This is a genomic window from Lysinibacillus sp. NPDC058147 (genome assembly GCF_042884205.1).
Taxonomy (GTDB): Bacteria; Bacillota; Bacilli; order Bacillales_A; family Planococcaceae; genus Lysinibacillus.
This window is the reverse complement of the sequence record NZ_JBHVUJ010000009.1, coordinates 31,192-52,218: the sequence shown is the minus strand read 5'-3', so window position 1 is coordinate 52,218 and position 21,027 is coordinate 31,192. Positions and strand designations below refer to the sequence as shown.

The following is a 21,027-nucleotide window of genomic DNA, read 5'->3' as shown; positions in this document are numbered from 1 at the left end:
TGAACCCCACGTTATGGTGAGAGCCAAATAAAAGCTAAAGTGAGTTGAGTAGAATGGCCATTGAGCACGCTTTTTTACCGGTTCTATTAGGAGATGAAATGAATGCTTACGGCATGGCAAGAGCATTTTACGAGTCCTATGGCGTTAAACCACTTGCATTAAATCATACGAATATGGAGAAAATACAGCAGAGTGATTTATTAATATTTCGTGAAGTTCCAAGACTCCATATTGAAGAACGTTTTGTCGTGGCGTTAAAGGCAATTGCGGAGGAATTTACAGGTAAAAAATTGCTGTTGTTAGCCTGCGATGAATTTTACGTGAAAAAAATTGTGCAACATAAAGAGGAGCTAGCAGAGTATTTTGTAATTCCTTATGTGGATGCACCCCTTGCTAACGAGCTATTAACACGTGAGAGCATGTATGAACTTTGTGCGAAGTTTGGCTTTCACTATCCGGCAATGCATGTTTGCACCGTCAATGATTACGAGGAATTTGACATTCCTTTTGAATACCCCGTTGTCATTAAACCTTTGAATATGACAAAGTATGCTACATGTATTTTCCCAGGCAAGAAAAAAGTGTATATTGCAAAAGATAACAACGAAAAGGATGCTATTTTCCACGCTATTTATAAGGAATCGGCATACCGAGATGACTTAATGGTACAGCAATATATTCCTGGCGAAGATGCTCATATGTGTGTCGTAAATGCTTATGTTGGGCAAGATAGTAAGGTAAAATTGCTATCCGTCGGTAATCCAATTTTAGAAGAGCATTCTCCAGAGGGGATTGGTCGCTATGTAGCCATCATGACAGCATACGATAAAGAATTAATGGACCGCGTGAAATTGTTTCTAGAGGAAATTCGATTCCAAGGTTTTGCCACGTTTGATATGAAGTATGATGAACGTGACGGTCAATATAAGTTATTAAGTATTGAATTACATAATGAACTTTCAAATTATTATGTGACTGCAAGTGGCTATAACTTAATGCAATATGTTGCAGATGATTTTATCCGCGGAAGCAAGCAACAGCTAACGTATGTTCAGAACAAGCATCTTTGGACAATTGTGCCGAATGGTGTCCTTTTTAAATATGTACAAAATGAACAGCTTGTGATAGAAGCGAAAAGCCTTATTCGCCAAGGAATGGCTACGGATTCAATCTTTAATTATAAGGATATGAATGCGAAGCGTTGGTTGAATATAACGCTTGATAATTTAAGCTTTTATCGCCAATATAAGAAATATTTTAACAACAAAGGTCTGTCAAACTAATGAAAAAACAAACTTTAGGTATAATTGGTGGCGTTGGTCCACTTGCAACGATGTTTATCGGTGAAATGATTGTAAGACGTACGAAGGCAGCGAAGGATCAGGAACATTTACATACAATCATTGATAATGATACGAATATCCCAGATCGTACTGCCTTTATTTTAGATAATACAAAAGAAAACCCTGTACCAGTGATAGTCGCAGATGCAAATAAGCTTGCTTCTGTTGGGGCAGATGTGATTGCAATTCCATGTAATACGGCACATACCTTTTATGATGAGATTGTTGAGGGTTCTCCGGTTCCGGTATTACATATGATAAGGGAAACGGCAAAGCGCGCCTCTGATTTAGGGGCAGAGCGTGTAGGTATTTTAGCGACAACGGGTACATTAACCTCACGTATGTATCAAGATGCGTTAGAGGAATTTGGTATCACACCAGTAGTTCCAGACGATGTGATGAAAGAAAAAGTCATGTCTATTATTTATGATTATGTAAAGGCTGGAAAAGATGTCTCTCAGGAGGATTGGCAGCCGATAGAAGAAGCAATGCTTGCACTTAATTGTGATCGTATCGTATTAGGGTGTACTGAATTATCAATCGTCAATCGAGATTTAAAATTAAGTGACAAATATATCGACTCATTAATCGTGTTAGCAGAACGTGCTATATTAGCATGTGGCTATGAAATTGTAGATTAACAATCGTATGAACCAAATAAAATCTGCACGCTTTTCACAGGTAAGTTGTAAACCTTCAAAGAATCTCAAGTATCTATAAAATCTTGAAGGCTGACAAATCCCGTGATGAGTCGTGCAGATTTTTTATCTGTATACTCAAAATTCATTTGGGGAGATTAAGAAAGCTCCATTTTTGAAACGATTATGCAAAGGTTTACGTACATATGAAGTAGGAAAATGATTAGTGTGTTAAACTAGTGTCAAGCAGATAGAAGGTGGGAAATTACATGTCAGTAATAAATTTATTAAATGAAGATTTACAAGCAAAATGGAAATTTGAAGAGCCGATGAAAATTCAAGAAGAAATGATTCCAGCAATGCTTGAGGGTAAAGATATTGTAGCCGAATCGCCGACAGGGTCGGGGAAGACTTTAGCTTATGTACTTCCTTTATTAAAAAAAGTAAACGGTTCAAAAAAACAAACACAAGGACTTATCGTAGCCCCATCACAGGAGCTAGCAATGCAAATTGTTGAGGTTATCCGTGAATGGACAGCAGGTTCTGATATTACGGTTCAACAACTAATTGGTGGCGCAAACTCTGCACGTCAAATTGAAAAGTTAAAGAAAAAACCGACGATAGTTGTAGGTACACCAGGTCGATTAAATGAATTAGCACGTGCTGGAAAATTAAAGTTAAAAGAAATTGAAACAGTTATTTTAGACGAGTGCGATCAGTTATTAAGTCGTGAATATCGTGTTGTCGTAAAATCCTTTATCGAAGGATCAGCATATGGGCGACAAGTGGTTGTTGTTTCAGCAACAATTACGGAGGAAATTGAATTAGTGGCTAGTCGTATGATGTTCGAGCCAGTACGCTTCAAAATTAAACCTGAGGATATGTTAAAGGTTGGTAAAGTTGTACACTCCTTTGTGAAAGTAGAGGAACGTGATAAAACTGATTTCTTACGTCGACTATCACATACAGAAGGATTACGTGCGCTTGCTTTCGTCAACAATATCGATCAATTGCTAATGAAGGAAACGAAATTACAATATCGTTCGGCACCGATTGTGACATTACATTCTGACATGAAGAAGGAAGAACGTAAAAAGGCGTTAGATGCATTCCGTAAAGGTGACGCGCGTATTTTAATCGCTACAGATATTGCAGCACGTGGTTTAGATATTGAAGGTTTAACACATGTTATTCATGTCGATGTACCAAGAACAATTGAGCAGTATTTGCACCGTTCTGGCCGTACAGGTCGTGCTGGGGCAGATGGTGAAGTATTAACGTTATTATCTTATCGTGATGAGAAAACTTACAAAAAATGGACAAGAGAAATTTCTGCGAAACCTGTACAGAAAATATGGCATGAAGGTAAGCTAGTGGAGGGTAATTCAAAAACAATTGGACAAAAGCGAGGTAAATAATATGACGTTTGAAGAAAAATTACAAGCATATGCAGAACTTGCGGTAAAAGTCGGTGTTAATATTCAACCTGGGCAATACTTATTAGTTAATACTTCCGTGGAAGCAATAGATTTCGCCCGTTTAGTCGTGAAAGAGGCTTATAAAGCTGGTGCAGGACGTGTTCATGTTAATTTTTCAGATGATGAAATGGATCGTGCTTACTTTGAGCATGCTTCAGATGAAGAATTTAATCGTTTCCCAGAATGGGTAGTTAAAATGCGTGATGAAGTGATCGATCGTAAAGGAGCACTATTATGGATTGATGCTGCAGACCCTGATAAATTAGCAGGTATTTCAGCAGATCGCCTAGCTACTCATCAAAAGGTATCTGGAGCTGCTCTGAAAAACTATCGTAACGCCGTAATGAAGGATTTAATAGCTTGGTCGATCGTTGCTGTCCCTTCTCCAAAGTGGGCATCGAAAGTATTCCCGAACTTTGCGGCTGAGGAACAAGTACCAGCATTATGGGAAGCTATTTTTAAAACTGTCCGTATCGGTGAAGGCAATGCTGTTGAAAACTGGCGTGAGCATGTAACAAATTTAGAATCTCGTGCAGACCTTCTGAACAATAAAAAATATGCAAAGCTTCACTATAAAGCACCAGGCACTGATTTAACAATTGCATTAGCGCCACAGCATAAATGGCTTACTGGAGGTAGTAAAACGCCGGATGATACTATCTTTATTGCGAATATGCCGACAGAAGAGGTTTATACGTTACCAATGAAACAAGGTATAAATGGCTATGTCAGCAATACAAAACCATTAGTTTATCAAGGGAATATTATCGATGGCTTTAAACTAACATTTGAAGAAGGAAAAATTGTTAAGGCTGAAGCACAGGAAGGCCATGATTTATTACAAGAGCTTATTAATGTAGATGAAGGCTCTTGCTATTTAGGTGAGGTAGCACTTGTACCGCATGAATCACCAATTTCAGCATCGGGAATTTTATATTTTAATACATTATTTGATGAAAATGCATCGAACCATTTAGCGATTGGTGAAGCTTATCCAACTTGCCTAGAGGGTGGAAGAGATTTAGAAAAAGGTCAGCTTGAAGCATTAGGTGCAAATATTTCAGTAACACATGAGGACTTTATGATTGGCAGCGGTGAGATGGACATTGACGGTATTTTACCAGATGGAACTGTAGAGCCAATTTTCCGCAAAGGTAGCTGGGCATTTTAAGCTCTTGAAAGGAGTTGGGCAGATGAAACGATTACTAAGCATAATTAGTACGGCAATATTCACGATGGTATTTGGTGTTTCATCTGCTTTTGCTCAGACTGAAAACTACCTATCAATTGGAGATTCATTGGCGGCTGGTCAAACGCCTTACCAACAAATTGATACAGGCTACAGTGATTTAATCGCTATGAAATTAGGAATGTCTGGGCAATTGAGTTTCTATACAAAGGAGCTCGCTTTCCCAGGCTTTACAACAACTGATGTCTTGAAACGAGTACAATCAGAAGAAGCAAGTGACTTACTAGCCAATGCAACACTTATTACTGTTTCGGTAGGTGCCAACGATTTACTGCGTCTAGTGCAGGTCAATCCAACTGCCGGTACGTTAGCTTTTGCACAGCTACAAACGGATTATGCATTAAACATTGCTAGAAAAAATATGGCGGAGATTTTAGAAGAGTTAAAAGTACGAGCACCTAAAGCAAAGGTCTATGTAATGGGCTATTATTTTGCTTATCCAAACGCTCATACTACGCAAAAAGAAGGTACAAATGCACAGCTTGTAAAGCTAAATACGATTTTACAACAACAGGCAGAGCATGCTGGAGCAGCTTATGTAAACGTCTATGATGCTTTTGGGTTAAACGCAACAAATCTTTTACCCAATATCTCTGACGTACATCCAAATTTTGAAGGCTATCGCCAAATGGCAAATGCATTTTTACATGAATATAGCGGAAGTAAAGCTCTAGCAATTTCTTCAAACGAATTGCCAAAGCCTAATCCTATTTCATTTGAGCAGATTTTAAAACAACTAGCGAAGGCAGAGCAGAAACAAGAAGAAAAAGAAAAGCCAAAACCTACTGCTCGTGCCATTAAAGGTTTTACAGGATACGTCTCTTTTATGGAGAAGGTAAGAGCTAGAGATTTATTTTAATAATAATTATTTGTAACAGGGCATCGACATTGATGCTCTTTTTTTATATTGAATATCTATCAAAAATAAGGACGGGGGCGATGGAAAGAACTGAAGCGACGGAAAGAATCCCTGGAGCGACGGAAAGCAAAGTCGAGGCGATGGAAGGAATCATCAGAGCGACGGAAAGAATCGCCGAAGTGATGGATACCCCACCCTCAGCTTCTCACATTAAGATGAGGAACCTTTATCAAACTAATAAAAGGAAAAACAAACAATCTATTAGCCGTGATAAAATGAAATAGACAGGAGGCGCAAAGAATGAAAATATTTCATACAGCAGATTGGCATTTAGGAAAGCTTGTACAAGGCGTCTATATGACGGAGGATCAACATTATATTTTACAGCAATTTATGCTAGCCATAGATGAGGAAAAACCGGATGTTATCGTTATAGCAGGTGATTTATATGACCGTTCAATGCCCCCTATTGAGGCAGTGAATTTACTAAATGATATTTTGGCGAAAATTGTACTTGATAAAAAAATACCTGTGTTAGCGGTTGCTGGGAATCATGATAGTGCAGGTCGGTTGAACTTTGGCAGTAGTTTAATGAGTGATAGTGGCTTACATATTAAAGGCCAATTTACGAAAGAGCATGCACCGATAGTTTTCTATGATGAGTATGGTGAAGTACATTTTCACCTCGTACCTTATGCAGAGCCGGCTTCAGTACGGACTATTTTAGAGGATGATTCCATTCGAACTCATCAAGAGGCGATGGAAAAGGTTATCGAACATATTGGGCAAAGTTTAGATCCTGCAAAACGTAATGTTTTTGTTGGACATGCCTTTGTAACGAAGTATGGAGAAGAGGAAGCGAATACGAGTGATTCTGAGCGACCTTTATCAATAGGAGGCTCGGATTGCATAAATGCAGCGCTATTTAAGCCTTTTAATTACACAGCACTTGGACATTTGCATAAAGCACATTTTGTGTTGAATGAAACGATTCGATATGCCGGTTCTCCTTTGAAGTATTCATTATCGGAGCACTTACATGAGAAGGGCTTTTTAATAGTAGAGCTAGATGCACAAGGAGAAATCACAGTCACAAAACGTAAGCTTATAGCAAGACGTGATTTACGTGTGGTAGAAGGTTTAATAGATGATTTATTGCAATTACCACCAAGTGATGATTATGTATTTGTGCGCTTAACAGATACTACGCCAGTAACTTCGCCGATGGAACGTATTCGTACTGTGTTTCCTTATGCGATGCATGTTGAGCGAAAAGTAGTACGCCAAGAGCTACAACATGAAATTCAGGCGGTAGAAACAGAAAAAATAGAAGACATCGATTTATTCCGATCATTTTTTACAGATATAATTGGGGTACAGCCAGATCAAGATACAGAGCGTCTATTTACAGAGATGCTACAAGAATTATTAGATGAGGAGCGGGAGACAGTAAAATGAAGCCTTTAAAGTTAACGATTACTGCATTCGGTCCATATAAAAATACAGAGGTTATTGATTTTCAACAGCTTGGTGAGCATCGCCTATTTGCGATTTCTGGAAAAACAGGTGCAGGGAAAACGACGATTTTTGATGCTATATGCTATGCGCTTTACGGAGCGGGTAGCGGTGAAGATCGTCAGGATACTGCTATGTTACGAAGTGGGTTTGCAGATGATGATATGTATACTGCTGTGGAACTCGTTTTTGAAATGCATGATAAAGTCTATCAAATTTTACGTCAGCCAGGTCATATTAAAGCAAAAAACAAAAGTGTTACTGGCAAGAAAATTGAACTAGCTGAAATCAAAGGAGACACGCTTGATTATAGTATTGTAGAAAAGCAGCAAACGCTTGAGGTAGATAAAAAGCTACAGGATATAATAGGCCTCACAAAGGATCAGTTTAGTCAAATTGTTATGCTGCCACAAGGTGAATTTCGCAAGCTGTTAACCTCAGATTCTACGAATAAAGAAGTAATTTTGCGCAAAATTTTTAAAACAGACCGCTTTGGTGCTATGACAAAAAGACTTGATGCGAAACGAAAAGAAGCGGAAAATGATTTACTGCGTGCTCAACAATTAAAGGAACATCTTCTTGGCCAAATCACAGGCGCTTTGCCACAGCGTTCTTCATCTTTATTTACTTGCATTACAAATAATACTGAAAATATGCATCAGCTGAAGAAGGCTCTGGAAGAGGAGCAAAACTATTATACGGAATGTATACAATTGGAACAGCAACGCTATAAAGAGGCTTACGCGCATCATCAAAAAGAGCAAGAATTTTATAGTAGAGCAAAAACACTGAATGAGCAATTCGATGAGCAAACGAATCGTCAAAACCATCTGCAAAAGTTGTTACAAGAACAAGATGTATATAGCGCCAAAGAACGTGAAATTGCATTAGCAGAGAAGGCGGAGCGTCTTGTCGTACTTGAGCAACAATGCATCGATTTACGTGCTGAGCAAAATCGTAAAGACCAATCCTATCAGCAAGCAATGACAGAGCAGCAAAACGCAGAAACTCAGTTGAAAATAGCACAAGAAAAGTATAACGTTGAAGAGGCTAAAGAACCTGAACGTCAGCACGTTCTACAACAGGAAATACAGCTGCAAGCATTATTACCAACATTCGAGGCGTATGAGAATACTCTGCAGCAAATGCAAATAGCTGAACAATATGTTGTAACAGCAAAGCTAGCAGTAGACGATAATATTAAAATCGTAGAAAAAGAACAAATGCAAGTTCAGCAACTAGCAAAAACTATTGAACAATATGAAAAACAACTTGAGCCATATGAAAGTTATTTAGAGCAGCTACCGAAGCTAAAAGAGCAAGTATCATTACTAACACAAGCTGAAAAATATACTAGAGCAGTTGAAACAGCGGAGCAGGATGTAGCCATTACAAATGTCCGTTATAAAGAAAGTAAGCAAGCTCTTCAAAAGCTGGAGCAGCAATGGATTGCGAGTCAGGCAAGTATTTTAGCACAGCAGCTTAAGGACGGAGAGCCTTGTCCAGTGTGCGGTAGTACAACACATCTCGAAACGCATTCTGAGCAATTTGAAATGATCGAATTAGCACAAGTAGAAGCTTTACGAGGAAAGGCTACTACTGAAGAGCGCAAGTTTTTAGAGAAAGAAGCTTTATTGAATTCTACAAAGCATCTTCTACAAGAGGCGCTAGAACAGTTAGAGACGAATGAGATTGATCAGTCGAAGCAAGCACAAATTGTAGCGTCCTTACAAAATGTAGAACAACAAATTACAACCTTAAAAGTAGTGAGCAATCAATTATCTAATGTACGCATGCAACAAAAGGATCATCGTGCACGACTGGAACAGCTACAAGAAAAGCACATAAAACTGGAGCAATATTTAGCTGAAAAAACGAAGGAATTGACTAAGCAGCAAGCAATTGTGGAAGAGCAGCAAAAGCATATTCCAGAAAATCTTACATCGCTACAAGCATTGAAGCAGGCGATTGCTGATATAGGTTCAAAAAAGATTGCATTACAAACTGCATGGAATAGCAGCCAACAAAGTCTGCAATCTGCCAAGGAAGTAGTAAATAATGCTAGAATGACCGTAGAAGTAGCAAAACAGGCTTTTGAGGAATTAAAGCTGAAAATGGATGAAAAACGCGAGCAATTTTCAGAAAGTATGAAGGAAGCAGGCTTTGAAAGCTATGAAGAATTTGCTAATGGGAAGCGTAGCATGCTGCAAATAGAAGCTTTACGGAAATCTTGCAATGATTATGCACTACAAATCCATACATTACAGGTACAAATTACTGAGGGAGAGAAGCATCTTAAAGGACAAGAGAAGCAAGATTTAACGGCCATGGAAGAAAAGTTAGAAATGCTTCGTGTCACATATGAGGAAGCCTTTAAAGTATTGCAACAAATGGAAGGATTTGCAAAGGCTTGTGTAGACTTTATCAAAAAAGTTGAGGAGACCGAACAGGAGATTCGCTTACTTGAAAAAGAGGCGGGACGAGTGAAGGAACTATATGCAATGTTAAATGGACAGAATGCTAAAAAGCTGTCCTTTGAGCGTTATATTCAAATCAATTATTTAGATAAAATTACAGAGGCAGCGAATGTCCGGCTTTATCATTTATCTAACGGTCAATTTGAGCTCCGACGTTCAGACCGCTTAGAAAAGCATGCCAAGCAAAGTGGGCTTGGACTAGATGTGTATGATGCTTATACGGATCAATTACGGGATGTGAAAACATTATCAGGGGGAGAAAAATTTAATGCGTCTTTAAGTCTTGCCCTTGGTATGGCAGATGTCATTCAAAGTTTTCAAGGTAATATCCGTATTGAAACGATGTTTATTGATGAGGGCTTTGGTTCTCTCGATGAAGAAGCGTTAAATAAGGCAATTGATACGCTAATTGATTTACAAGATTCTGGACGCATGATTGGAGTCATTTCACATGTTGCAGAGTTAAAAGCTACAATGCCCGCTGTGTTGCATGTCGAAAAAACAATGAACGGTCATAGTCAAACATATTTTGAAGTGAAATAACAAAGAGGCGTATCTCCGCTATATGGAAATACGCCTTTTTGTTATTTTTTAGTTACGTTAGAATTTGTTCCTTTTTTTGCCGCGATTACTTTTTTGACAATCGGGATAACGATAGGTGCTAATTTTACAGCGGTTTTAACAACTTTAGATACTTTCACAAAATAACAGCTCCTTAAGTACTATCTGTGCAAGGTTGAAATAAAACTTATCGGATTACGCGAACAGCTTGAATAATATTCCAGATAACGACTCCTAATGAAACGAGAATGTAAATTGCGAATGAAGCAAACCAAATGATAAGAAAAGTATTACTATCTGAATTAAAGTCAAAATTGGTGCTGAATGATAAAGTTGAGAAAATAAAGACTGCAAATAATATAATTCCGAATGCGACTGGGATTAAATGTGATATTAGTGCCCGAATAGAGTGACTCTTTACGTCACTATCTTTTGAAACAAAGTAAACGACTAATGGCACAATAAAGGGTGCGAATAAAATACTGAGATAACTAAAGGCAGATAAAATTTTTTGGTTCTCCATAGTTGTACCTCCTTTTTTAATATTTACGCATGAAAAACAGTAAAGTTTCAAAAAATAATGTGGAAGAGGTTGTAATCGAAACGGTGTTTGCGTAAAATGAGGTTGTTCAAATAAATTAAGATGTAACGACCACAAGGGGAGCTGATGATGTCAGCTGAGACTGGGCACGTAATGCCTTGACTCTTCGAACCTGTAAGTTAACACTTGCGTAGGGATTGTGGATAGAAACCGACACTTTTACGATGTGAGGCTCTGTCCTGGCATCGTTTTTTATCTTTATTGATGCCAGATAGGGACATATTTTGCCAACTGATTTCTATTCCTGCTCTTGTATCCTACATCGGAACAAAGGAGAGAATAATAATGGACAAAAAAAGACTTTTAATGCTTGTGGAGATTGCGATATTCGCAGCGATTGGCCTTGTACTCGATCAGGTTTCCTTTAAAGTATGGGCACAAGGTGGCTCTGTTAGTCTAGTGATGGTGCCAATAATTTTAATAGCATTTCGCTGGGGCCTTATTCCAGGTCTGACAACGGGTTTACTCATTGGTGTTATGCAAACAATGTTTGGCGCCTATATTATACATTGGCTACAAGGATTACTTGATTATGGTGTTGCCTTTACAGTAGTAGGCTTGGCAGCTGTTGTTCGCCGACCAGTGCTCGATGCTGCCAAAGTTTTAAACAAAAAGAAAATGGCACTTTATATTATTGTAGGAACTGTATTAGCGGGCTTTTTACGTTATGCAGCACATACCATTGCGGGCGCTGTATTTTTCTCAGAGTATGCTGGCGAACAAAATGCGTGGATTTATTCAATTATCTATAATGGAACATATATGCTACCAGCAACAATTTTAACAGCAATTGTCGGTGTTTTGCTATTTACGGCAGCACCTCAATTAATGCAACGAAAATCATAATTAGTATGCCCTTCACGTGAGTGGAGGGTTTTATTATTTAGTTAGGCGTGGCATTTGTTGAAGAGTATGCACTGTATATAAGTTGATTGGAGTGGAGGCTGGGCGACTCCTTGGGGATCAGCAATAGAGGAACGAAGGCTAAAACCATCACGTCCTGTGATAACGCCTTCGTGACCAACATCGTGTAGGCCTAAGCGGCTCATCGGACGCCCCCAGGAAGCTTTGCTCTGTGCGAAAGCGAAGCGACAGCGGCAAATGTTTTATCTGTGCGAAAGCGAAGCGACAGCGGCAAATGTTTTATCTGTGCGAAAGCGAAGCGACAGCAACAAATGTTTTATCTGCGCGAAAGCGAAGCGACAGCGGCAAATGTTTTCTGTAGCGAAAGCAAAGCGACAGCTACAAAGCTCCCAGCAGGAACGGAAATCAACCCCACGGCATGGGGATGAGCCTGTTTTTCAGCACTTTACAATTTATGATGGCATATAATATTTAAAGCGTTTAGCGTTTTTTGTATAAAAAGTTATGTTATATTAATGAATAGACATTAGATGAAAGGGACGTTAAAAATGATTGTAAAAACGCAAGAAGAGATTGAAGCTTTTAAAAAAATCGGCCGTATTTGTGCTGAAATTCGTGAAGCAATGAAGGCTGCTACAAAACCAGGTGTAACAACACTTGAATTAGATGAAATTGCAGGTCGTATGTTTGCTGAAGCAGGAGCGATTTCTGGACCTAAAGGGGAATATGATTTCCCAGGATACACATGTATTAGTGTAAATGAGGAAGTCGCACACGGTATTCCAGGTAAGCGTGTGATTAACGAGGGAGATATCGTGAATATAGATGTATCTGGGTCACTTAATGGCTACTTTGCTGATACGGGCATTTCATTTGTAGTTGGTGAAGGCTATGAGGATAAAGAAAAGCTATGTCGCGTAGCAAAAAGTGCTTTCGACCGTGCGATGACAAAAGTAAAAGCTGGATCAAAATTAAACCAAATCGGTAAAGCTGTTGAGCGTGAAGCATATGCCAATGATTTAACAGTAATTATGAATCTAACAGGTCATGGTTTAGGTCGTTCTTTACATGATGAGCCAAATCATATTTTAAACTACTATGATGCTTGGGATTCTACAATTATGAAAGAAGGCATGGTGCTTGCAGTCGAGCCATTTATCTCAGCGAAAGCGGAGCATATTGTAGAGTCTGGTGATGGTTGGACATTCGTTACGCCAGACAAATCATTAGTTGCTCAAATCGAGCATTCAGTTATCGTTACTAAAGACAAACCAATTATTTTAACTTCTCTAGATGAACAATAAAAAAGCTGAAAATCCTGCTAACCAATTTATTTTTGGTAGGCAGGATTTTTTTTAATAAATAATATACCGACAAGTAGCACCCCACATAAAAACAAAGCTGCCGCTGTCACAAGTAGCTCATCAAAACCATTATGTAATGCTACCCCAATATAGGACCAGATAAATACACTTGGATAGATAATATCAAAATAATGGAATCGGATATGTAGCGCTATTGCCGCCCCAAGTGTCAGTGAAATAACTGCCCAAAGTGGATCACTAAGGCCAAAACCATTCCATTGATAAGATGTTAGCGTTAAGCTTATATTTGTCATCAGGCTAAATGTAACCCATGCGAAGTAAATCGAGAAAGGAATACGACCTGAGAGTGAATTATTGCTGAGAGGGTACGTTTTGTATAATTTTAATAAATACAGTACTAAAATGAACGTACTGATAATTGACACGATATATAGTTCGTGATGCCAAACAGCAATCGCTAACGCCTGCATGATACATATGCTACTAAAGAGAACAGTCTGTTTCATAGTTGTCTTTTTTAGATTCATGACTAACCAATAACCAAGTAACATGTAAACCCCAATCCAAATCACATAACTAACATTAAAAGGTGCAAATATTACAGGAAAACGGTTTGAAATCTCTAAAGAAGATTGACCGTTTATTTTCATGAAATAGGATGAAAAGGTTAGGATGAGTGAGACAATATAAGTGATTGTCATCAAAAAAAATCGAGGCATGTTTTCCTCTCCCTTCGTGTTAAATTGTATAGGGAAAAGACAAATAAGTATAGGACTGTAACATTATATTTTATTATAACGGAAATTTCCAACAATGTATTGCGTTGTTTCGCTAAAAATATCTACAATTTACCATTTGGATAGGCAGTCATATATTTCTTTAGTACAATTAGAATATTCAAATGTAAGGAGTGAAGTTTTAATGACTCAAAATTTAAATGATCTAGATTTATCAGTTAAGCTGGATAAGAAAATGTATAAAAAGAAATTAAAAGTACTCCAATATGAAATGTTAAATGCTCAACAGTTTTTATTAAACAATAAAATAGGTCTCATTTTAGTATTTGAAGGTATGGATGCTGCGGGTAAGGGTGGCGCTATTAAGCGTCTAATTGAACGTGCTGATCCACGTGGCTATGTCGTACACCCAATTTCAGCACCTCAACCTCATGAACTACGCTACAATTATTTACAACGCTTTTGGAGAAAGCTACCACAACACGGGCAAATCGCTATTTTTGATCGCTCATGGTATGGTCGTGTATTAGTTGAGCGTATTGAAGGATTTGCAACAACAGAAGAGTGGTCTCGTGCATACGAAGAAATTAATAATTTTGAAAAGATTTTAACATCAGGAGATTATATTGTTATTAAGTTTTGGCTACAAGTATCTGATGAGGAGCAGCTTAATCGTTTCAAAGAACGCGAGGAGGACCCATATAAGTCTTGGAAGCTAACAGATGAAGACTGGCGAAATCGTGAAAAAACACCTCAGTATAAAGAAGCTGCGAATGAAATGTTTGAGAAGACCGATAAGAAAAGTGCGCCATGGGTTCTAGTACCAGGTGACGATAAACAATATGCTCGTGTACAGGTGCTGAAAGAAACATTAGCACATATCGAACGCGAGGCACAAAAACGTGGCCTTCATTTAACGAATGTATTAGGCAAAGCACATTTAGAAGATGCTGAATCGTCTAGCCTTGAATTACTAGAAGAAAAGCCTAAAAAACAAAAATCAAAACAAAAACAAAAAATGAAATAATGTTATGGATGCTGTAACAACAAGACGATATGTTTTAGTTGTAGCAGCATCTTTTTTTACATACAATAAAGTAAAACTTCAATCAGTTGTTTTTTTTCCACTGATTGTTAGTTGAACCAATCGGGCTATTACGGTCAGTTAATCGTCTACTATGTTGACAGAATTTCAATCGAAAATTAGGAAAGACATTTACTGACCGTTAAAGCGGGATAAAGTAAAACTTCAATCAGTGGTTTTTTTTCACTGATTGTTAGTTGAACCGATCATGTGGTTTCATCCATTGATAAAATGAACTTAGGCATTAAAACGTGTTGATAATTATCGGAAGGTTAGTGTGGAAAAATGGTGCTTAAAATTTGGAGATTATTGAGGAAAAAGGGTGAAAATGTGGTATCAATTCAGGGTGGGAAATGCTACATTCGCACATTTTATGAAAAAGATGCACAAAGTTTAACCGATCTCGTAAGTCGCAATAAATACTTTTGGTCTACATACGAACCGTTACAACGACCGGAATATTATTCAATTAATGCACAATATAAAAAAATTCAAGAAAGCTTATACTTAATGGACTCAAAAAGAGAATTTACTTTCGGTATTTTTGAGCCAGGTACAAATAATTTAATAGGACATATTGCTCTTTATGCAGTAAAACGTTTACCGTATTCCAGTGCGTTTGTTGGTTATGCGATGGATGAAATTTATATTGGAAAAGGGATCGTGACAGAAGCAGTTAATATGGTCGTGCAATTTGCGTTCGAGCAAGTAGGCTTACATCGAGTAGAGGCTTATGTTTCAACACAAAATAATCCTTCTATCCGAGTCTTAGAAAAGGCTGGATTTCAGCGTGAAGGTCTTTTAAGAAAGCTGCTGTACATTAATGGTCAATGGGTGGATCATTATATGTATGCACGTTTAGAGGACCAATAAAAAGAAGCGTCTATCTTTCAGTGTTTGAAGGATAGACGCTTTTTTTACTATTGTTTGCTACCGTCTATGATTAAATCAAGGCGACCTGTATTTGGATCAATTACTAAGCCATGAACAGGCACGTCTTTAACCATTAACGGGTGATTCCGAATTGTATCGACGCTTTTCTTTACACTTGTTGCTACGTCGCCAAAGCCACGTAAAAACTCTTTTAAATCAAAACCTGAAAATTCTATCGTGTTGATAGTCTCAGGGCTAATCCCTCTAGCAACCATTTTATTTAGCATTGCTTCTGGGTCAACTGCACTCATACCGCAGTCGTAATGTCCAACAACATACACCTCATCTGCTTGTAGTTCATAAACAGCTACAAGTAAACTACGCATAATTGCACCAAAAGGGTGACTAACTAATGCCCCAGCACTTTTAACGATTTTTACGTCGCCATTACGTATATTCATAGCTTTAGGTAATAGCTCTACAAGACGAGTATCCATACAAGATAACACAACGATGCGTTTATCAGGATACTTTGTTGTAATAAAAGGCTCATATTTTTTTTCTTGAACGAAATCTTCATTAAACTTAAGAATATCTTGTAACATTGTCATGAAAAATTGCTCCCTTCCTTACAGGAATTATTTTAGAGCAAAACTATAAATATGCAAATAATAATGACAATATTCACGCAATTTTTTTCGAAAAAAAAGGAGTTTCAGTAATTTATTTAGTGAATCGAAATAATTAAAGATCAGTGACATCCGAAGGAAGATAAATAAAAAACAGCTACTTAATGTAGCTGTTTTCAATGAAATTAAAATTTTTCGTTCGGTTTTGGATCTACAGTTACTGAAGACTTAGTATCTAAACCAACTTGTAGGTAGTGGATGAAGAATCCCATAGCAATTAGTAAAACGGCTGAAAAGCCTAGTACAGTCGTAATGAACATAATGAAAGCTCCTCTCTACTAAAATAATCTACAATATTAACTAAATTAATTATACAATAGGTTACTAGGAAAATCTAAGGAGAATTTATGACATCCATAACATACCTAGTTTAGACTGATATTAGTAGGTATAAATTACTTATTTTGTCCAGTTATTAATACAAAAAATAGATTCTTTTTGCTCATTTTTAGTAATGTTTTTCAAAGTGATTTGCCTGTAATTGATAATATAGCCTATGATTTAGCCCATTCTTCAATAGCTCTTCAAAGTACATTTCCTTCCTACCCTCTTTTGAAGAATAATAAACCATACTGTAAAATAGGCGGGAGTGGTACTGATGCTATTTCATTAAGATATATTCATTTCAGCTGTTGAAATAAGGGGTATTAATATCTCTTCATTGCGTATTCTCAACGTCAAAATGTTTTGTAGCGATAGCTATAGATGTTTCAGCCTTTAGGTGTTGAAAGTAGTTTTTTGTGCAAGCATAAAGTCGAAACAGGACACAATTATACCGAGGTATAATTGATAAAATAGAGGAAGAAATTAAGTGAGTCTTTCGGAGTCTTTTTATAATTGGTGTGAAAAGAGTTTTTGTCTGATAGATATCGATATTAAACTGTTTTGTACCATTTTTTTATAATATTTTAGTAATTATCTGAATTAGTTTCTAATTATTGGTCGAATTACTTATATGAATGCGTTGATCATTTTGGATATTTAATCCTAATTTTAAGACTGTCTAAGCATATTTTAGTAATTTTGTGTCGGAGAATAATAACAAATTCTTAAGTTTTTTCAAATAAAGACAATTTAGTGTATTATTCTTAATTCAATATAATCAAATATAGTCGAAAAGTGAATAAAAAGTAATTATTACATCGAAAAAAATGTGAAATACATTTATACTATATTAAAAATATGGAAAAAAGGACGAAATAAAGTTTAATAGGAGATTTGGAGGTTCTAGAATGGATATATCGTCGATTGTAGGGTTAATTGTTGCGCTAGTAGCGCTATTAACAGGAATGGTGCTAAAGGGTGTAAGTTTAAGTGCTTTTTATAACCCAGCTGCCATTCTAATTATCATCTTCGGTACAATTTCCGCAGTAACAATTGCCTTCCCAATGAAGGAGTTAAAGCGTGTACCAAAGCTATTTAAAATTCTTTTTAAAGAAACAAAATTAGCAGATGATATTGAGATTATTAAGATGTTTTCACAATGGGCTGATTTAGCTCGCCGTGAAGGTCTATTAGCGCTTGAGAGTAAAGCTTCAGAGATAGAAGACCCATTTTTGAAAAATGGACTTACATTAGCAATTGATGGTCAGAATGCGGACTATATTCGTGATGTCTTAACAGAAGAAGTCGAAGCGATGGAAGAACGTCATGCTAGTGGTTCTGCAATCTTTACACAAGCTGGTACATATGCCCCAACTTTAGGGGTACTTGGTGCGGTAGTAGGGTTAATCGCCGCATTAGCAGATATGAATGACATAGAAAAGCTAGGACATGCTATCTCAGCTGCTTTTATGGCTACATTATTAGGTATTTTTACAGGTTATGTTTTATGGCATCCATTTGCGAATAAATTAAAACGTAAATCTGCTATTGAAGTTAAGCAAAAAAGAATGATGATTGAAGGCATCCTTTCTGTTTTAGAAGGTGAGGCTCCGCGCGTTATTGAACAAAAATTATCTTCTTACTTAACAATGGAAGAACGTCGTCAAATTTCTGATGAAAGCGGGGCGGGCGGCCTTGGCAAAGAAAGCTAAGAAAAAAAAGCATGATGAACATATCGATGAGTCTTGGTTAGTTCCGTATGCAGATATTTTAACACTATTATTAGCTGTATTTATCATATTATTTGCATCCAGTTCAGTAGACCAAGAAAAACTAGAGAGAATGTCAGCGGTGTTTAATCAGGTATTTGATGGTGGTACAAGCTTTTTAGATCAGCCTGCACCAATACAAAGTCCGAATGCAGACAGTGACCAAACACCACAAACACAGCAAAATTCAGCTTACTTAAAGGATCAGCAGGAGTTAGCTCAAATTAAAGATAGTGTTGATAATTTCATCGCTGTTCATGAGATGGAAGGTCAATTCGCAACAGCGATGACTGATGAAGGATTACTTGTTACGATTCGTGATAGTATTCTGTTCGATCCAGGGAAGGCAGAGATTAAACCAGAATATATTCCTATAGCAAAAGAGCTTGCTGGTGTATTAGTATCTGATCCAGCCCGAAACATTGTCATCACAGGACATACAGATAATGTCCCAGTAGGACCGAATTTTTCGTCAAACCTGGAGTTATCATTAATGCGTGCTTCAAATTTCTATATGGTTCTATTGAATAGTAATTCTAAATTGAAATCTGAGAACTTTAGTGCTAAAGGTTATGGTGAAAACCGAGCTATTGCTCCGAATGACACGCCTGAGGGTCGTGCGAAAAACCGTCGTGTAGAAGTGTTAATACAGCCACTTGTAACTGAGGATGGTTCTGCTGTAAAAAATACAAAATAGAAAAAAGCTATTAGCAAACGGCATTGGTGCCTTATTGCTAATAGCTTTTTATTTACAAAATCTTATTTATTTGCGTAAAGCTCCTAATTCAGCAACGATTGCTTGCATTTCACTAGGACTAAATGTGTTGCGCTTCATGACCATTTCGTACAAATAGACTAGATCTTCGTAATTAGCTTCATCAAAATTTTCCGATTTCATTGCATCGACATTAACCATACGAAGCTTGTCTTTCATTTGATCAACCATATAAATAACGTTCTCTTTTGACGGTACTGATAAATCCATTATTTAAACCTACCTTTCGTAATCCTCGGAAATATCATTTCATTGAATAAAAAAAATGTCAACACTGTATTTGGGCATGGCTTTAAAAATGGACTGTTATTGGGTAGAATAAGGGCAGTAAGTAGTTTAATTATGGTTCATCACCATAACGTGTGGTTGATTTCTGTTCCGACTGGGCGCTTTTTCACTGCGGCTTCGCTTTCGCACAGAAAACATTCGCTGCGCTCTAATCAACTTATTTATGGCTTACGTTTTAACAAAATCATCCCTAACTTTTGGAGATGAACCTTAATTATCTTAAAGGAATATACATTTACCAGCAGGGGGTATTTAATATGGGACGAAGTAAATTATTAGCATCCATCGTAGTCGGTGCCACAGTTGGTGCTGCAGTAAGCATGTTTGATCGTACAACGCGTGAGAAAACAATAGCTTCGACGAAAAAGATGAAAGAAGCAATCACGTATTATGCAGCTAATCGAGAGGAATTACAAGTACTTGTTGAGGAAAAAGTATTGGCCGCTAAAGTTCTATGTGAAAGTGTATCAGAAAATGTCAATACAATTGTTGACAAAGTTGATGAATTTAAAGGATTACCTTCTACAATCGAAGGCATGATTAAGGACACAAAATCAGCCTTTTCTTTACCAGATAAAGAATAGTTGTCGTACAGGAGGAAAGTTGTATGGAAGAGAAAAAAGCATCGATACATACAGCTGTCGGTCTGGTGAAATCATTTGTCTCACCAGACGAAGACACTGTAAATGTGATGACATCAAGGGGCTTCATGCAAGATTTAATGCTACGCTTAAAGCGAGTGGAAGTATCAGCTCTTGCAGCGGAATTGGCTTATTTCTTTTTACTGTCTTTTTTCCCACTACTAATTTTTCTAGTTACATTACTACCGTATTTGAATATACAGTCGACGCAAGTGTATTCATTTCTAGTGAATATAATGCCTGACGAGGTATACAGGCTTATTGAAAATACCTTAGATGAAATTTTAACAAGTCGTAATAGTAGTTTACTATCCGTCGGGATACTTGGGACAATTTGGTCCGCTTCCAAAGGAATTAATGCGTTGATTAGAGCCTTAAATAAGGCTTATGATACAGAAACTAGGGGGAGTCTATTGGATCGAGGATTATCCCTTGTTTTCACCTTAGCATTCGTCGTTGTTATTGCTGTCGTTCTACTTTTACCGGTTTTTGGGCAACAAGTAGGGCATTTCTTATTTTCGATAGTTGGAATTGAGGAGCAATTTGAAATAATCTGGCATAGAATGCGTTGGTCGATACCACCTCTACTTATTTTTATAGTTTTATTGGGAATATATAGATTTGTTCCAAATACAAATCCTCGTTTAAAGTTAATGGGGGTTTGGCCAGGGGCGCTGTTTTCAACTCTTGCCTGGGTGGCAGTAACATATGCTTTCTCTTTTTATATTAATAATTTCGCGAATTATTCCGCTACATATGGCAGTATCGGTGGAGTTATTATTTTAATGCTTTGGTTATATTTCACGGGGATTATTTTAATTTTCGGTGGCATTTTAAATGCGACAATGCAGAAAAAAGTATTGCAAAAAGAACTTCTTAAGCAGAAAACACTAACAAATAGTTAGGAATATGAAAAGAACAGCCTCGCTATCACGTT

The 21,027-nt window shown here is 37.3% G+C and carries 21 protein-coding genes and 1 riboswitch; of the genes, 16 read left to right on the top strand and 5 right to left on the bottom strand.

Annotation, left to right across the window (positions count from 1 at the left end):
- Positions 1 to 53: 53 nt before the first annotated feature.
- The 8 genes from ACFVT8_RS20920 to ACFVT8_RS20885 all read left to right on the top strand — a co-directional run bounded on the left by ACFVT8_RS20920 (position 54) and on the right by ACFVT8_RS20885 (position 10,102).
- The gene (locus ACFVT8_RS20920) at positions 54 to 1,283 is read left to right on the top strand and encodes a carboxylate--amine ligase (protein WP_387085167.1); all 1,230 of its coding nucleotides are present in this window, start codon (positions 54 to 56) and stop codon (positions 1,281 to 1,283) included.
- On the top strand, positions 1,283 to 1,984 hold the full coding sequence (cuyB, locus tag ACFVT8_RS20915) for a cysteate racemase (protein WP_387085169.1): 702 nt from the start codon (positions 1,283 to 1,285) through the stop codon (positions 1,982 to 1,984). Before ACFVT8_RS20920 ends, cuyB begins: the two co-directional genes overlap by 1 nt.
- Before the next feature lie 266 nt (positions 1,985 to 2,250).
- The gene (locus ACFVT8_RS20910; RefSeq protein WP_387085170.1) at positions 2,251 to 3,399 is read left to right on the top strand and encodes a DEAD/DEAH box helicase; all 1,149 of its coding nucleotides are present in this window, start codon (positions 2,251 to 2,253) and stop codon (positions 3,397 to 3,399) included.
- Between the two features lies 1 nt (position 3,400).
- Positions 3,401 to 4,630: an aminopeptidase gene (locus ACFVT8_RS20905; RefSeq protein WP_387085172.1), complete on the top strand. Its 1,230-nt coding sequence runs from the start codon at positions 3,401 to 3,403 to the stop codon at positions 4,628 to 4,630.
- A 22-nt stretch (positions 4,631 to 4,652) separates the two neighbouring features.
- The gene (locus ACFVT8_RS20900; protein ID WP_387085174.1) at positions 4,653 to 5,567 is read left to right on the top strand and encodes an SGNH/GDSL hydrolase family protein; all 915 of its coding nucleotides are present in this window, start codon (positions 4,653 to 4,655) and stop codon (positions 5,565 to 5,567) included.
- 80 nt (positions 5,568 to 5,647) lie between these two features.
- Complete coding sequence (locus ACFVT8_RS20895; RefSeq protein ID WP_387085176.1) at positions 5,648 to 5,851, top strand: hypothetical protein; 204 nt, start codon at positions 5,648 to 5,650, stop codon at positions 5,849 to 5,851.
- Positions 5,852 to 5,867: 16 nt separating this feature from the next.
- Positions 5,868 to 7,025, top strand: coding sequence for an exonuclease SbcCD subunit D (locus ACFVT8_RS20890; protein WP_387085178.1), 1,158 nt, complete (start codon positions 5,868 to 5,870; stop codon positions 7,023 to 7,025).
- Positions 7,022 to 10,102: an AAA family ATPase gene (locus ACFVT8_RS20885; RefSeq protein ID WP_387085180.1), complete on the top strand. Its 3,081-nt coding sequence runs from the start codon at positions 7,022 to 7,024 to the stop codon at positions 10,100 to 10,102. The genes ACFVT8_RS20890 and ACFVT8_RS20885 overlap by 4 nt, the downstream gene beginning before the upstream one ends.
- 205 nt (positions 10,103 to 10,307) lie before the next feature.
- Here the strand turns inward: ACFVT8_RS20885 and ACFVT8_RS20880 are convergent, their stop codons facing one another.
- Positions 10,308 to 10,643 carry a magnetosome magnetite crystal formation protein family gene (locus tag ACFVT8_RS20880; RefSeq protein ID WP_387085182.1) on the bottom strand — a complete coding sequence of 112 codons (336 nt, stop codon included), beginning with the start codon at positions 10,641 to 10,643 and terminating at the stop codon, positions 10,308 to 10,310.
- Positions 10,644 to 10,767: 124 nt separating this feature from the next.
- Positions 10,768 to 10,876: riboswitch (TPP riboswitch) on the top strand.
- Between the two features lie 130 nt (positions 10,877 to 11,006).
- On the opposite strand from ACFVT8_RS20880, the gene thiT reads away from it, so the two are divergent.
- Together thiT and map are read left to right on the top strand one after the other, a co-directional pair.
- Positions 11,007 to 11,567 carry an energy-coupled thiamine transporter ThiT gene (gene thiT, locus ACFVT8_RS20875; protein WP_387085184.1) on the top strand — a complete coding sequence of 187 codons (561 nt, stop codon included), beginning with the start codon at positions 11,007 to 11,009 and terminating at the stop codon, positions 11,565 to 11,567.
- A gap of 566 nt (positions 11,568 to 12,133) precedes the next feature.
- On the top strand, positions 12,134 to 12,889 hold the full coding sequence (map, locus tag ACFVT8_RS20870) for a type I methionyl aminopeptidase (RefSeq protein WP_387085186.1): 756 nt from the start codon (positions 12,134 to 12,136) through the stop codon (positions 12,887 to 12,889).
- A gap of 26 nt (positions 12,890 to 12,915) precedes the next feature.
- Here map and ACFVT8_RS20865 read toward each other — a convergent pair whose 3' ends face one another.
- On the bottom strand, positions 12,916 to 13,629 hold the full coding sequence (locus tag ACFVT8_RS20865; RefSeq protein ID WP_387085188.1) for a hypothetical protein: 714 nt from the start codon (positions 13,627 to 13,629) through the stop codon (positions 12,916 to 12,918).
- A 202-nt stretch (positions 13,630 to 13,831) separates the two neighbouring features.
- Here ACFVT8_RS20865 and ACFVT8_RS20860 point away from each other — a divergent pair, with 202 nt between their 5' ends.
- Both ACFVT8_RS20860 and ACFVT8_RS20855 read left to right on the top strand, forming a co-directional pair.
- Positions 13,832 to 14,674 carry a polyphosphate kinase 2 family protein gene (locus tag ACFVT8_RS20860; protein ID WP_387085190.1) on the top strand — a complete coding sequence of 281 codons (843 nt, stop codon included), beginning with the start codon at positions 13,832 to 13,834 and terminating at the stop codon, positions 14,672 to 14,674.
- 342 nt (positions 14,675 to 15,016) lie between these two features.
- Entirely contained in the window at positions 15,017 to 15,604 is a 588-nt protein-coding gene (locus tag ACFVT8_RS20855; RefSeq protein ID WP_387085192.1) for a GNAT family N-acetyltransferase, read from the top strand.
- Between the two features lie 47 nt (positions 15,605 to 15,651).
- Here ACFVT8_RS20855 and ACFVT8_RS20850 read toward each other — a convergent pair whose 3' ends face one another.
- Together ACFVT8_RS20850 and ACFVT8_RS20845 are read right to left on the bottom strand one after the other, a co-directional pair.
- On the bottom strand, positions 15,652 to 16,215 hold the full coding sequence (locus ACFVT8_RS20850) for a beta-class carbonic anhydrase (RefSeq protein WP_387085194.1): 564 nt from the start codon (positions 16,213 to 16,215) through the stop codon (positions 15,652 to 15,654).
- A 203-nt stretch (positions 16,216 to 16,418) separates the two neighbouring features.
- Positions 16,419 to 16,553: a hypothetical protein gene (locus ACFVT8_RS20845; protein WP_387085196.1), complete on the bottom strand. Its 135-nt coding sequence runs from the start codon at positions 16,551 to 16,553 to the stop codon at positions 16,419 to 16,421.
- Positions 16,554 to 17,525: 972 nt separating this feature from the next.
- On the opposite strand from ACFVT8_RS20845, the gene motA reads away from it, so the two are divergent.
- Positions 17,526 to 18,329 carry a flagellar motor stator protein MotA gene (gene motA / locus ACFVT8_RS20840; RefSeq protein ID WP_049668840.1) on the top strand — a complete coding sequence of 268 codons (804 nt, stop codon included), beginning with the start codon at positions 17,526 to 17,528 and terminating at the stop codon, positions 18,327 to 18,329.
- Positions 18,313 to 19,083 (top strand): flagellar motor protein MotB, encoded by a 771-nt coding sequence (gene motB, locus ACFVT8_RS20835; protein WP_387085198.1) that lies wholly within the window; start codon positions 18,313 to 18,315, stop codon positions 19,081 to 19,083. Before motA ends, motB begins: the two co-directional genes overlap by 17 nt.
- Positions 19,084 to 19,149: 66 nt before the next feature.
- Here motB and ACFVT8_RS20830 read toward each other — a convergent pair whose 3' ends face one another.
- Positions 19,150 to 19,371 (bottom strand): DUF1128 domain-containing protein, encoded by a 222-nt coding sequence (locus ACFVT8_RS20830; RefSeq protein WP_053483058.1) that lies wholly within the window; start codon positions 19,369 to 19,371, stop codon positions 19,150 to 19,152.
- Positions 19,372 to 19,706: 335 nt separating this feature from the next.
- Here ACFVT8_RS20830 and ACFVT8_RS20825 point away from each other — a divergent pair, with 335 nt between their 5' ends.
- Positions 19,707 to 20,033, top strand: coding sequence for a YtxH domain-containing protein (locus tag ACFVT8_RS20825; protein WP_387085200.1), 327 nt, complete (start codon positions 19,707 to 19,709; stop codon positions 20,031 to 20,033).
- A gap of 23 nt (positions 20,034 to 20,056) precedes the next feature.
- A complete protein-coding gene (locus ACFVT8_RS20820) occupies positions 20,057 to 20,995 on the top strand; it encodes a YihY/virulence factor BrkB family protein (protein WP_387085202.1) in 939 nt (312 codons plus the stop codon).
- Positions 20,996 to 21,027 lie beyond the last annotated feature (32 nt).